Genomic DNA, 12,930 nt, shown 5'->3' with positions numbered 1-12,930 from the left:
GAATTCAAGCGGTGCCGCTCAATACCCTTTGCAGGAACACGTATTTCATGGCGGTTTGCGCCGCTTGCGGCCGGCGGTCGCCGCGCCCGCCATGGCCGCCTTCCGTCTCCTCGAAGAACAACGTCTTGCCGTGACCTGCTTCCTGCAGCTTCGCCGCCATCTTGCGGGCGTGGCCGGGATGGACGCGGTCGTCGGCGGTCGATGTCGTGAGCAGCACCGGGGGATAGACGGCATCGGCCGAGACATGATGGTACGGCGAATAGGCGGCGAGCCACTTGGCTTCTTCCGGTTTTGCCGGATCGCCATATTCGCCGATCCACGAGGCGCCTGGCGGCAGTTCGGTGTAGCGCAGCATGTCTAGCAGCGGCACCTCGATGATGACGGCGCCGAACAGTTCGGGATGCTGCGTCAGGGAAACGCCGGTAAGCAGGCCGCCATTCGAGCCGCCCTGGATGCCGAGGGAAGCAGCCGTGGCGATGCCGCGCCTGACGACGTCCTGCGCCACCGCGGCGAAATCGTCGAAGGCAGTCTGGCGATTGCCCGTCAGCGCCGCCTGATGCCAGGCCGGCCCAAACTCACCGCCGCCGCGAATGCAGGCCTGCACATAGGCATTGCCCTTCTCCAGCCACAGCCTGCCGCGCACGCCGGCATAGCCGGGCAGCAGCGGTATTTCGAAGCCGCCATAACCATAGAGAAGCGTCGGTACCGGACCCTTCTGGTCGCGCCGCCTGACGACGAAATACGGGATCATGGTGCCGTCCTTCGAGCGCGCCTCGAACTGTTCGGAGACCAGCGGACCGGCGTCGAACCGCGCCGGCTGCGATTTCACGGTGGCCAGCGTCACCCCGTCATCATCCGACCAGATGATCGAACTCGGCGTCAGGAAATCGGTGAAGGAGAAGGAGACGCTGGAACCGAAATGCTCGGCATGCGCGATGCCGACATTGCCGTTCTCGGGCAGCGCCACCGGCTTCAGCGACCAGCGGTCGCCGCTGCGCTCGGCGACAACGACCTTGCCGCGCACATTGTCCATCAGATTGATGAACAGCCGGTCCTGAGTGCGGGCAATGCCGGCGACCGAAACACGGTGCGCTGGCGCGAGCATGGTTTCAACAGGGCCCAGGTCGCCGGTGTCCATCCAGTGTTCGAAATCGAAGGAATAGAGGCCGTCCGGCAAGCACTCAGTGCCGCCCGGCGCCGTCCATGGGCTGCGCACCCCGAACACGAACCGGCCCTTGAACAGCGCGGTGTCGGTGACATCGTCCGGCAACGGGATGCGGCGGTTTTCGCCCGACGGCAGGCGCAGAAAACTGTGCGAGGAGAAGAAGGCGATCGTGCGGGCCAGAAACAAATACTGCCTGTCGCCATCATGCTCGACTCCCGCGCCGGCCGCGAGATCCTGCTTCTCGGCCTCGAAGATCGGCGTCGCATCCTCCAACCGGGTGCCGCGCTTCCACAGCTTGACGACGCGCGGATAGCCGGACTGGGTCTTGTCGTCTTCATGGAAGGCAGCCGAGACAATGACCGTGTCCTTGTCCAGCCAGGAAAACCCGGATTTCGAGGCGGGAGCGCGGAAGCCGCCCTCGATGAATGATTTGGTCTCGATGTCGAATTCGCGCATCTCGCTGGCATCGCCGCCATCCGGCGACATCGCCACCAGGCAAAGGTTCAAATCGGGGTAAAGGCGGCTGGCGCCGCTGAACACCCACTTCACCCCCTCCTTGGCCGACAGCACGTCGAAGTCGATGATCGTCTCCCACACAGGCTTCTCGGTCTTGTAGGAAGCGACCGTCGTGCGGCGCCAGAGGCCGAGCACATTGGTCTTGTCCTGCCAGAAATTATAGACTTGGCCGTTGAGCGCGGCACCGGCCGCAATGTTGTCCTCGGCCGTCATCAGGTCGAGCGCCGTCTCGAAGGCCGCCTGGTAGGACGGATCGCCCTGTAGTTCGGCCACGGTGATCTCGTTCTGGCGATGCACCCAGTCGAGCGATTCCTTGCTGGTCCGGTCCTCCAGCCAGAGGAACTTGTCCTCCACGGTGGCATCCGTCTGGCGTTTTGTCGTCGATTGGGTCACGCACGGTCTCCAGGCTAGTGGCGGGCAGCCCTGCCTACATCGCGTTCCAAGCGGTTTTATTCAAGATGGTGACGTTCGGTCATGGGTGGGAATGCGACCTCAAACCATCCGCCGACGCAGGACCGTGGCCACAGCCAGTGCCAGACAAATCGTGCCCAGCGTGATCGGCAGGCCGGAGGCGCCGATCACATCCATGACGCCACCCGCCAGCGGCGGCACCACGATGCCGCCGATGCCCCACATCAGGGAGAAGGCGGCATTGCCGGCGACCAGCGCCGAGCCGGTAAAGCGCTCGCCGAGCTCGATGATCGACATGGTGTAGATGCCATAGGAGACCGCGCCCCAGATAAAGACGCAAGGCCAGATCAACGGCGTCTCGATCAGCAGCGGCAGCAGCACGCAGCCCAGCACAGTCACCACGACGCAGACGAATCGCACCAGCCGCGCCGTCAGCCGTTCCGCCAGCAAGCCGAGCGGCACCTGCATGGCGATGTTGCCTGCGATCATCACCGACAGCAGCGCGGACATGCGCGCTTCCGCGATGCCATAGTGCGTGCCGTACACCGGCAGCAGCGCCAGCACGCCCTGTTCGAAACCGGCGGCAACGACCACCGCCGACAGCAGTAGCCATGCCAGTGGCACGAAGCCCATGACCGAAACCCGGCGCCCAGCTTCGTCGACCTTCGGCAGTCGCGGCAGCACCAGCGCGAGGCAGGCGCCGCAGAAGATGAAGGCGGCGATCCCCACCAGGAATGGCGGCCATCCCACGGTGCCGACAGCGAGCAGGCAGAGCGGCCCGGCAGCGAAGCCGGCCGAGATGATGGTTGAATAGACACCCATGACGCGACCGCGGCGCGATGGCGGCGCCAGTGCAATGACCCAGATTTCGCTCAAGACATAGAGCGGATTGGTCACCACCCCGATCAAGAAGCGCAGCGGAAACCACAGATAGACATTCTGCGTCCAGCCGATCAGCGCAAGCACAATAGCCGAAAACGCCGCGCAGGTAAGCGCGGTGCGCCCTGCCCCGAACCGGCGCGCCAGTGCCGGGATCAGCGGCGACGAGACAATGAAGCCGATCGGCGTCATTGCCGCCGAGAGCCCGATGATGGCCGGCGAAACGCCCTGGCGTTGCAGGATGAAGCTCAGCAGCGGATAGGACAGGCCTTGCGCGATGGCGAACACCGAGACGGTCGCGATCACGCCGCTGATCGCCGCCCACTGCATCTTCTCGTTGTCAGCTTCCGCCAGGTTCATCATTGGGACCTAAACCAGGTTCAGGACTAGCTTTTCTGTCCGACACGGGTAAGCCCCGCCCCGGGAAAAACCGTTTGCTCCAGACAAGGCCTGTCAGGAGTTTTTGGGCCTGTCAGGAGTTTTGGCCTATCAGGAGTTTTGGGCCGTCAGGAGTTTTGGCGCTTGAACGATCGATAGAGCGCGAAGCTCACCAGCAGCGCGTCGAGGCCGGCGATCACCACCGGCAGACCGAGCGGACCGATGGTCTGCATCAAGGCACCGGCGCCAGGCGGGCCGACAATGCCGCCGGCGCCCCACATCAATGCGAAGGCGGCGTTGCCGGCGACCAGCACGGTTCCCCTGAAGCGGCTGCCGAGCTCCACCAGCGCCATGGTGTAGACGCCATAGCCGACCGCGCCCATGACGAGAAGGACGAGCCAGATCGCCGGCGTCGTGATCAGCAACGGCAGCAAAACCGCGCAGGCCGTTGTCGCCAACGCACAGAAGATGATCATCGCCCGCCCGCCGAAACGCTCGGCCAGCAGGCCGAGCGGGATTTGCAGGAAGATGTTTCCCAGCGACAGTGCCATCACCAGGGCCGCCAGCGTCCTTTCGGGCAAGCCATAGGCAGCACCGAAGACCGGCATCAAAGCGTAGGTGCCCTGCTGGACCGCCGCCGAAACCAGCACGGCAAACAACAGCGCCGGCGCCAGCCTGGCGAAACCGAAAAAGCCGCCCGGCAATTGGCCGTCATCCTCGAAGCCGGCGAGGCTTGACGAAACAGCACGAAGGATCGCGGCGCACAGGATGAAGCCGGCCATGCCGACCAGGAAAGGAACCCAGCCCGATATCCCTACCGCGGTCAGGACCAAAGGCCCCGCAGCATAGCCAGCGCCCAGCACGGTGTTGAATGCCCCCATCACCCTGCCGCGGCGCGACGGCGGCGCCAGCGACAGCGCCCATACTTCGCCCAGTATATAGAGCGGGTTGATGACGATACCGATGATGAAGCGGATGACGAACCAGCCCACCCAGTCCTGCAGGTAGCCGATGCCGAGGAAGCACAGCGCCCCAATCAATGAGCAACCCACAGCCAGGTTGCGCGCGCCGACCAGCCGAACGGCTGCCGGCACGAACGAGGCCGAAAGGATCAGACCAAGCGGCATCATCGCTGCCGACAAGCCGATCAGCGCCGGCGACATGCCTTGCTTCTGCATCAGCAGCGTAAACAGCGGCGAGCTCAGCCCTTGCGCCGCACCGAACATCGCGAGGGCGGCAGTTACGCCGGCAAGCGCCGCCCATTGCGTCCCCGCTTCGCCATCGCTCGAACCGGTCGCAGCCATGATGCCTTCCACATGAATTGCCGGCCCATCCAGCGGCAAACCACTGAGCTAGCGGTTCGATTTAGGGAAAGGAAGGGCCGCGCCTGAAATCCCCTTGCGCCAAGAGCCGCAGTGGGCGCGTCCTGTCCGCCAATCCCCGGCAAGGTTGTCAGCTATCGGACTGCCGTTCGGGCATGTCGCTTCCATCGTCCTAGTGGTCGCCGCCTCCGCAATGGTCGGACAGCCGCCGGTCCATTATGCCGCCCGCTACCAGCATCGTACGAGGACCATCATGACCGCCGCCCTGCATCCAGCCGAACCGCCTTTGGCAACCGACCGTGCCCGTCGCGGTGGCCGTGCGGGCAAGCGCGCCGGCGGCTCGGCCGCCTTCGAACAGCCGGCTTTTCGGCAACTGAGAAATCCGCTAACGCCGACCAAGCTGGTCTCTGACGACGAGCTGGAATCGATCCACCTCGCCTCGCTGCGCGTCTTGAGGGAAATAGGCGTCGACGTGCTGCATGACGAAGCGCGCCGCATGATGAAGGAAAACGGCGCCGATGTCCGCGAGGGCAGCGAGCGCGTGCGCTTCGACAGCGACATGATCCTCGATCTCATCTCCAACTGCCCGTCGGAATTCACGCTCCATGCCCGCAACCCGGCGCACAATGTGCGCTTCGGCGGCAACAATGTGATCCTGTCGATGATGGCGTCGGCACCGAACTGCTCCGACCTCGATCGCGGCCGCCGTCCGGGCAACCAGCAGGACTACCGCAACTTCCTGCGTCTGGCGCAGATGCACAACATCCTGAACTGCACCGGCGGTTATCCGGTCGAGCCGACCGACATCCATCCTTCCGTGCGCCACCTCGAATGCATCCGCGACCTCGCCACGCTGACCGACAAGGTGTTCCACATCTATTCGCTCGGCAAGGAGCGCAATGTCGACGGCATCGAGATCGCCAGGATCGCCCGCGGCATCAGCCATGAGCAGATGCTCGAAGAGCCGTCCGTCTTCACCATCATCAACACCAATTCGCCGCTGAAACTGGATGTGCCGATGATGGAAGGCATCATCCAGATGTCGAGCAAGGGTCAGGTCGTCGTCATCACGCCCTTCACCCTGTCCGGCGCGATGGCGCCGGTGACCATCGCCGGTGCGCTGGTGCAGCAAAATGCCGAGGCGCTGTCCGGCATCGCCTTTGCCCAGATGGTGAGAAAGGGCGCGCCGGTTGGCTATGGCGGCTTCACCTCGAATGTCGACATGAAGTCGGGCTCGCCGGCCTTCGGCACGCCTGAATATATGAAGGCGCAGCTTGTCGGCGGCCAGCTTGCCCGCCGTTACAAGATCCCCTACCGCACCTCCAATACCTGCGCCGCCAACACCGTCGACGCGCAGGCAGCCTATGAAAGTGTGTTCTCGCTGTGGGGCGCCATCCAGGGCGGCGGCAATCTGATGATGCACGGCGCCGGCTGGCTCGAAGGCGGCCTGCGCTGTTCCTACGAGAAGACCATGCTGGACATCGACCTGTTGCAGATGGTGGCCGAGTTCCTCACCCCGCTCGACCTGTCCGACGAAGCGCTCGGCTTCGACGCCATCCAGTCGGTCGGCCCCGGCGGCCATTTCTTCGGCACCCAGCACACGCAGGACCGCTACAAGACAGCCTTCTACTCGCCCATCCTCTCCGACTGGCGCAATTTCGAGACCTGGGCCGAAGCCGGATCGCCGACCGCGCTGGAAAAGGCCAACAAGGTCTGGAAGGAGCGGCTGGCATCCTACGAGGAACCCTATATGGACCCGGCGATCCGCGAAGAGCTCAACGACTTCGTCGAAAAGCGCACGGCCGAAGGCGGCGCGCCGACCGATTTTTGATCGGCAAGCAACTGGCGGCATCCTGCCAACCGACACACCTGATTCAATTTACGCAAAAACGGACCTATCTCTCATGAAATCTCATGTAAAAGCGGTTGTCATTGGCGGCGGCGTCGTTGGCTGCTCGGTGCTCTACCATCTGGCCAAGGCCGGCTGGACCGACATCATGCTGATCGAGCGGTCCGAGCTCACCTCCGGCTCGTCCTGGCACGCAGCCGGCGGCTTCCACACGCTGAACGGCGATCCCAACGTCGCCAAACTGCAGGCCTATACGGTGCAGCTCTACAAGGAGATCGAGGAAATCTCCGGCCAGTCCTGCTCGCTGCATCTGACCGGCGGCGTGATGATGGCCGATACGCCCGAGCGCATGGATTTTCTGCGCCTGGCCCACGCCAAGGGCCGCTATCTCGGCATGGACACCGAGCTGATCACGCCCTCCGAAGCCAAGGCGATGTTCCCGCTGATGGACGAGACCAATTTCGTCGGCGCCATGTGGGATCCGGTCGAAGGCCATCTCGATCCCTCCGGCACGACGATCGCCTACTCCAAGGCGGCCAAGAAGCTGGGCGCCGAGATCGTGCTGCGCAACCGCGTCGTCGACTTGACGCAGGAAGTTGACGGCACCTGGAACGTCGTCACCGAACAGGGCACCGTCCACGCCGAGCATGTCGTCAACTGCGGCGGCCTGTGGGCGCGCGAGATCGGCCGCATGGTCGGCGTCGAACTGCCGGTGCTGGCCATGGAGCACATGTACCTGCTCACCGAGCCGATGCCCGAGGTCGAGGAATTCAACAAATCGACCGGCCGCGAGATGATCGGCGTGCTCGACTTCAAGGGCGAGATCTACACCCGCCAAGAGCGCAACGGCATCCTGCTCGGCACCTATGAAAAAGCCTGCAAACCCTGGTCGCCGGTCAATACGCCGTGGGATTTCGGCCATGAACTGCTGCCGCCCGACCTCGACCGCATCGCGCCGTCGCTGGAGATCGGCTTCAAGCATTTCCCCGGCATCGAGAAAGCCGGCATCAAGCAGATCATCAACGGCCCCTTCACCTTCGCGCTCGACGGAAATCCGCTGGTCGGGCCGGTGCAGGGCCTGACCAATTTCTGGTGCGCCTGCGCCGTCATGGCCGGCTTCAGCCAGGGCGGCGGCGTCGGCCTCGCGCTGTCCAACTGGATGGTGCATGGCGATCCCGGCTTCGACGTCTGGGGCATGGATGTCGCCCGCTTCGGCGAGTGGGCCGGCCTGCGCTACACCAACGCAAAGGTGCGCGAAAACTATTCGCGCCGCTTCTCCATCCGCTTCCCCAATGAAGAGCTGCCGGCTGCGCGCCCTGCACAAACCACCCCGCTCTATGACACGATGCTCGCCAACAACGCCGTAATGGGCGATAGCTGGGGCCTGGAGACCCCGCTGTGGTTCGCGCCGAAGGGCAAGGAGCCGAAGGACGTCGTCTCCTTCCACCGCTCAAACGATTTCGGTCCTATCGGCGAGGAAGTGCGCGCCACGCGCGAACGCGTCGGCGTCACCGAAATCGCCAACTTCGCCAAATACGAAGTGTCGGGACCTGCGGCTGAGGATTTCCTCAACCGGCTGATGACCAACCGCATGCCGAAGATCGGCCGCATCGTGCTGACGCCGATGATCAACGAGTTCGGCAAGCTGATCGGCGACTTCACCATCGCCAAGGCAGGCGAAGACAGATTTATGATCTGGGGTTCGTCCGCAGCGCAGAAATACCACATGCGCTGGTTCGAAAAGCACCTGCCGAAGGATGGTTCGGTGCGCATCCACCGCTTCGACCAGACGCTGGTGGGTCTCTCCATCGCCGGGCCGAAGTCGCGTGACCTCTTGCAGAAGCTGGTCGATGTCGACATCTCGACCAAGGCGTTTCGCTTCATGGATTTCCGCGAAATGGCGGTCGGCGGCGCGCCCTGCATGGTCAACCGCATCACCTATACCGGCGATCTCGGCTATGAAATCTGGATGGCGCCGGCCTATGAGCGTCTGGTCTACAAGGCGATCAAGGACGCCGGCGAGGAGTTCGGCCTCGTCGATTTCGGCATGCGCGCTTTGCTCTCCATGCGCCTGGAGAAGAACTTCCCGACCTGGTACCGCGAGCTGCGCCCGATCTACGGCCCGTTCGAAGGCGCGATGGACCGCTTAATCAAGCTGGAGAAGAACGACTTCATCGGCCGCGAGGCCGCCGCCAAGGAACAGGCGAAAGGGCCGAAACTGCGCCGTGTTTCCTTCATCGTCGATGCGGCCGACGCCGATGTCATGGGCGACGAGCCGATCTGGGCCAAGGTCGGCAAAGACTATGGCACGGTGGAAAAGCCGCATGGCTATGGCGCGCCGCGCTTCGACATGGCGGGCAAGGAAGTGCGTGGCTCGAAGGCTGCCGAAGGCGCTTCCGCCGTGCGCGGCATCGTCGACCGCGACTGGCGCGTGGTCGGCTGGGTCACCTCGGGCGGTTATGCGCACTATGTGCAGAAGTCGATGGCGCAGGGCTATGTGCCGGCGGCACTCGCCGAGGACGAAAGTGCCGGACTGTTCGAGATCGAGATCCTCGGCCACCGGCGTCCGGCGCGTATCAATGTCGAGGCGCCCTTCGACCCCAGCGGCGAGAAGATGCGGACCTGAAAAGGCGACAGGGAGCGTGAGATCGTGTAAGGGGCCTTCGGCAATTGGCCGCAGGCATTTTCCCTCAATGAGAAGACGATCCCCTTGCAGTATCTAGAGAAATGGACGGACTGGCTCTGCGAAGGCAAGGTCGGTCCCTTCAACGCCGCACTGGTCTGCGTCGCGGTCTATTGCGTCGTTCAGATCGTGGTGATGGCGCTGCTGTCCCATGTCGTAGGAACCGGTGTCGGCGTCGACGATTCCGAGCAGATGATGTACATGCACTACCTCTGGGCTGGCTATGGCGGCTCGCAGCCGCCGCTCTACACCTGGCTCGCCCGCCTCGTCGCCGCCGTGGTCGGAACGAACATCCTCGCGCTCAAGATCGTGAAGTACCTACTGATCGGAGCGGCGCTGGCGTCGGTTTTCATCGCTGTCCGCCGCCTGGGCTATTCCAGCCGCGCTGGCGCCGCCGCATTGTTCGGCCTGCTGTTGTTTCCGCAGATGGTGTGGGAGATGCAGCACGCCCTCACCCACTCGATCGCCGCTTTCTGTTTTTCAGTGGTGCTGTTTCTTGCGCTCGTCGAACTGGTGCAGCGGCGTTCCCTGGCCACCTATGTGCTGTTTGGCGTGGCGATGGCCGCCGCCATCCTGTCGAAATACAACAACGCGATCTTTCTCGGCGCGCTGATGCTGTCCACCCTGTCGCTGCGCGAAACGCGCGGCGTCATCCTCAACCGCCGGTTTTCGATCAGCCTTGTCGTGGCGGTGCTGCTTTGCCTGCCGACGCTCTACTGGAACCTGACCTACACCGACCAGTTGCTGTCGCACAGCGGCGGCTTCGGCATGGGCAGAGGAGAAAGCGCCATACAAACCGCATTCTACGGAATGCGCGGACTGGGCAAGGCTATCCTGTATTTCGCCGTGTTGCCGGCCGGCATATTCGTCGCGGCTTTGCTCATCGCATGGAAAAAGCCGGCGCCGGCTCTGCAACCGGCGCCATGGACCGAGAAACTGGTGTGGCGCACCATCGCTTTTGCCCTGGCGATGACCATCGTGCTCGTCCTGGCGAGCGGGACGACGCAATTTCGCGATCGCTGGATGCTTCCCATCCTTGTGTTGCTGCCGGTCGCGCTGGCCTTGCGGATGGATGCCAGAGGCGACAAGGGAAGGAAGGTGCAGGACGTCGTCGTCTTTGTCGGCGCAACGCTTGCCATCCTCGTGCTGCCGGTGACCTGGTACACGCACCTCAATGGCGGCGACAGCCGCGGCAGCATCGTGCGTGTCGACTACCAGTCGCTCTATGGCCAGCTGACGGCAAACGGTCCGGTTCGCACGGCGATATCGAGCTGGCACTGGGTGGGAAATCTGCGTCTTGTCGATCCCGATCTGGTCGTGCTCGACGACGAGATGCCGGACTTCAGCCATTTGCTGATCGAGCCGGCGGTGCTCGTGATGGCCAATGACAAGGAACCTCCCGAGGGCATCCTGCGGGCCTTGAGCGAGGCCGGCTATGTCGCTGACGGCTCGCCGCAGCAGTTGGTCGTTCCGATGCTGTTCGACAGCGAGCCGCCCACCCGCACGCTGACGGTCACGCGGCTGAAGAAAGCGGCCGCGGGCGCAGCGCCACAGTAAGTCGGCAGGGAGGCGTCGGGTGGAGAAACAAGGGTTCGGCCGTCACCGCAAGATCATGCCGTTCGAGCCCGGCTCCGTCGAAGCCTTGCGCGAAACATCGCGCCAGAAGGCGGCGTCGCTGAACCAGCATGTGCTGGGCTATGGCGCGCTGGCTGAAGCCGAATGGCAAGCGGCAGGCATCGCCGCGCCCGATCTTGCCGCGATGCGCAAATACCGGCTCGAGCGCCTCCGCGCCGAACTGAGGCGCCGAAACTACGCCGGCGCGCTGCTCTACGACCCCGTCAACATCCGCTACGCCACCGATTCGACCAACATGCAGCTGTGGGTCGCGCACAATCCGACCCGCCACTGCTTCGTCGCCACTGAGGGACCCGTGGTGCTGTTCGACTATTTCTCCTGCGAGCATCTGTCCGATCATTCCGGCGTCGTCGACGAGGTGCGGCCGGCAGTGTCGTGGATGTATCTCTATGGCGGCGAGCTGACCGAGCACAAAGTCCGCCGCTGGGCGGCCGGCATCGCCGATCTGGTCAAGGAGCATGGCGGCGGCAACAGCCGCATTGCGGTCGACCACATCAACCCGGAAGGCGTCGAGGAACTCGCCCGCCTCGGCATTTCGATCGGCAATGGCGAAGCGGTGATGGAAAATGCGCGGCTGATCAAATCGCCGGACGAGATCCTCGCCATGCGCCGCGCCATCGTCGCTTGCGAAGAGGCGATGGGTGAAATGGAGAAGGCGCTGACGCCGGGCATTTCCGAAAACGAATTATGGGCCGAACTCCACCGCGGCAACATTGCGCGCGGCGGCGAATGGATCGAAACCCGGCTGCTTGCCTCGGGACCGCGCACCAATCCGTGGTTCCAGGAATGCTCATCGCGGGTGATCGAGGAAGGCGACCTCGTCGCCTTCGACACCGACCTGATCGGTCCCTACGGCTTCTGCGCCGATCTCTCCCGCACCTGGCTTTGCGGTGACGCCAGGCCGTCGAACGAGCAGCGCGACCTGTTCCGCATCGCCGCCGACCAGATCGCCCACAACACGCAATTGATGCAGCCCGGCATATCCTTTCGCGACCTGGTCGAACGCTCCGTGGTGCCGCCGGGAGATTGCTTCCCGACACGCTACGGCGTGCTCTATCACGGCGTCGGCCTGGCCGACGAGTACCCGACCCTGCCGCATGCAAGCGACTGGACGCCGGACACGCCCGACGGCGCGCTGGAGCCGGGAATGGTGCTGTGCGTGGAAAGCTATATCGGCCGTCTCGGCGGCCATGAGGGCGTCAAGATCGAGGAACAGATCCTGATCACCGCGACCGGTAACGAGCAGCTTTCAACCTACAAGCTGGATGCGAGGCTGCTCGGCTGATCCGGCAAGCGCCTCGCGCAGAGCCTTGAGCGTCTTTTCCGGCGTCGTCCTGGCGGTGATGTAGGGCAGGCCTTTGCGCCTTGCCGTCCAGCCGACGACCTTCACGGCGTTTGCCGCAGGCTCGAAACGCTGCGCCAGCGCCCAGCTCTCACAGTCGATGGCAGCTATATCCGCCTTGCCCTCGGCGACCGCGACGATCGAGCCGCGATGGCCACCGCTCTCGCTGCGCGAGGGAAACATATCCATGCTCTCGCCGGCGGCCTGCAGGTCGCGCGTCAGCGCGATGATGCCCGACATCGAATCGAGGCTGTTGTAGGTAAAACGCTTGCCACGCATCAGATCGAGCGGCAGCAAGGCTTTGCCATCCGCGGGCGAGCGAACTTCCGATCCCTCGCCTGTGCGCATCACCAGCGCGCTGGAATAGAGTTCGCCCTGGCCGCCTTCGTAAGCGTCGTAGCTCGGCTGGCCGACCACCTGCACATGCTTGCTCAGGCCGAGTTCCATCGGCCCCCAGCAGGTCTGCGCGAACAGCAGCGCCGGATGCAGCCAAAGCTGGTGATGGTCGAGTTCGTCCGGCGGCAGTATCGCCGGATCGGGCGCGATCAGTCTGCCCTCGGCGTCGTGGATACCGCCCGGCACCGGCGGCAGGTCGCCATTGCGGCGCACGATTGTCTGCGGCCCATCGACGCCCTTGTGCCGAAAAGCATCGCGCAACGCTGCCCATTGCGCGTCGACCTCGCCGCGCACTTCGGGCCAGTCATACATCGGCAATGCCGCAACCAAATCACTCATGCCGACACTCAATCA

The 12,930-nt window shown here is 63.9% G+C and carries 8 protein-coding genes; 4 read left to right on the top strand and 4 right to left on the bottom strand.

Annotation, left to right across the window (positions count from 1 at the left end; all coding sequences use genetic code 11):
* Positions 1 to 4: 4 nt before the first annotated feature.
* From NL532_RS15095 to NL532_RS15085, 3 genes are all read right to left on the bottom strand, one after another.
* Positions 5 to 2,074 carry a prolyl oligopeptidase family serine peptidase gene (locus tag NL532_RS15095; protein ID WP_023829384.1) on the bottom strand — a complete coding sequence of 690 codons (2,070 nt, stop codon included), beginning with the start codon at positions 2,072 to 2,074 and terminating at the stop codon, positions 5 to 7.
* Between the two features lie 99 nt (positions 2,075 to 2,173).
* The gene (locus NL532_RS15090; protein WP_023753422.1) at positions 2,174 to 3,331 is read right to left on the bottom strand and encodes an MFS transporter; all 1,158 of its coding nucleotides are present in this window, start codon (positions 3,329 to 3,331) and stop codon (positions 2,174 to 2,176) included.
* Between the two features lie 146 nt (positions 3,332 to 3,477).
* Positions 3,478 to 4,653: an MFS transporter gene (locus tag NL532_RS15085; protein ID WP_023706073.1), complete on the bottom strand. Its 1,176-nt coding sequence runs from the start codon at positions 4,651 to 4,653 to the stop codon at positions 3,478 to 3,480.
* Positions 4,654 to 4,924: 271 nt separating this feature from the next.
* Here NL532_RS15085 and NL532_RS15080 point away from each other — a divergent pair, with 271 nt between their 5' ends.
* From NL532_RS15080 to NL532_RS15065, 4 genes are all read left to right on the top strand, one after another.
* On the top strand, positions 4,925 to 6,502 hold the full coding sequence (locus tag NL532_RS15080) for a trimethylamine methyltransferase family protein (RefSeq protein ID WP_023753424.1): 1,578 nt from the start codon (positions 4,925 to 4,927) through the stop codon (positions 6,500 to 6,502).
* A 73-nt stretch (positions 6,503 to 6,575) separates the two neighbouring features.
* Complete coding sequence (locus tag NL532_RS15075) at positions 6,576 to 9,146, top strand: GcvT family protein (RefSeq protein ID WP_023829385.1); 2,571 nt, start codon at positions 6,576 to 6,578, stop codon at positions 9,144 to 9,146.
* A gap of 84 nt (positions 9,147 to 9,230) precedes the next feature.
* Positions 9,231 to 10,760: an ArnT family glycosyltransferase gene (locus NL532_RS15070; protein ID WP_023829386.1), complete on the top strand. Its 1,530-nt coding sequence runs from the start codon at positions 9,231 to 9,233 to the stop codon at positions 10,758 to 10,760.
* A gap of 55 nt (positions 10,761 to 10,815) precedes the next feature.
* On the top strand, positions 10,816 to 12,123 hold the full coding sequence (locus NL532_RS15065; protein WP_050590981.1) for a M24 family metallopeptidase: 1,308 nt from the start codon (positions 10,816 to 10,818) through the stop codon (positions 12,121 to 12,123).
* On the opposite strand, the gene NL532_RS15060 is transcribed toward NL532_RS15065, so the two are convergent.
* A complete protein-coding gene (locus NL532_RS15060) occupies positions 12,088 to 12,915 on the bottom strand; it encodes a phosphate/phosphite/phosphonate ABC transporter substrate-binding protein (protein ID WP_023829388.1) in 828 nt (275 codons plus the stop codon). The two genes, NL532_RS15065 and NL532_RS15060, sit on opposite strands and share 36 nt — an antisense overlap.
* Between the last annotated feature and the right edge of the window lie 15 nt (positions 12,916 to 12,930).

It is taken from the genome of Mesorhizobium sp. C120A (assembly GCF_030323105.1).
In the GTDB taxonomy this organism is placed as follows: domain Bacteria; phylum Pseudomonadota; class Alphaproteobacteria; order Rhizobiales; family Rhizobiaceae; genus Mesorhizobium.
The sequence above is the reverse complement of the archived record's forward strand: the minus strand, read 5'-3'. Positions and strand labels throughout refer to the sequence as shown.

What these genes read in the sequence shown, in the direction of transcription:
- NL532_RS15090 (WP_023753422.1), bottom strand. Translation starts at nt 3,331, where the DNA reads ATGAACCTGGCGGAAGCTGACAACGAGAAGATGCAGTGGGCGGCGATC.
- NL532_RS15085 (WP_023706073.1), bottom strand. Translation starts at nt 4,653, where the DNA reads ATGGCTGCGACCGGTTCGAGCGATGGCGAAGCGGGGACGCAATGGGCG.
- NL532_RS15080 (WP_023753424.1), top strand. Translation starts at nt 4,925, where the DNA reads ATGACCGCCGCCCTGCATCCAGCCGAACCGCCTTTGGCAACCGACCGT.
- NL532_RS15075 (WP_023829385.1), top strand. Translation starts at nt 6,576, where the DNA reads ATGAAATCTCATGTAAAAGCGGTTGTCATTGGCGGCGGCGTCGTTGGC.
- NL532_RS15065 (WP_050590981.1), top strand. Translation starts at nt 10,816, where the DNA reads ATGCCGTTCGAGCCCGGCTCCGTCGAAGCCTTGCGCGAAACATCGCGC.
- NL532_RS15060 (WP_023829388.1), bottom strand. Translation starts at nt 12,915, where the DNA reads ATGAGTGATTTGGTTGCGGCATTGCCGATGTATGACTGGCCCGAAGTG.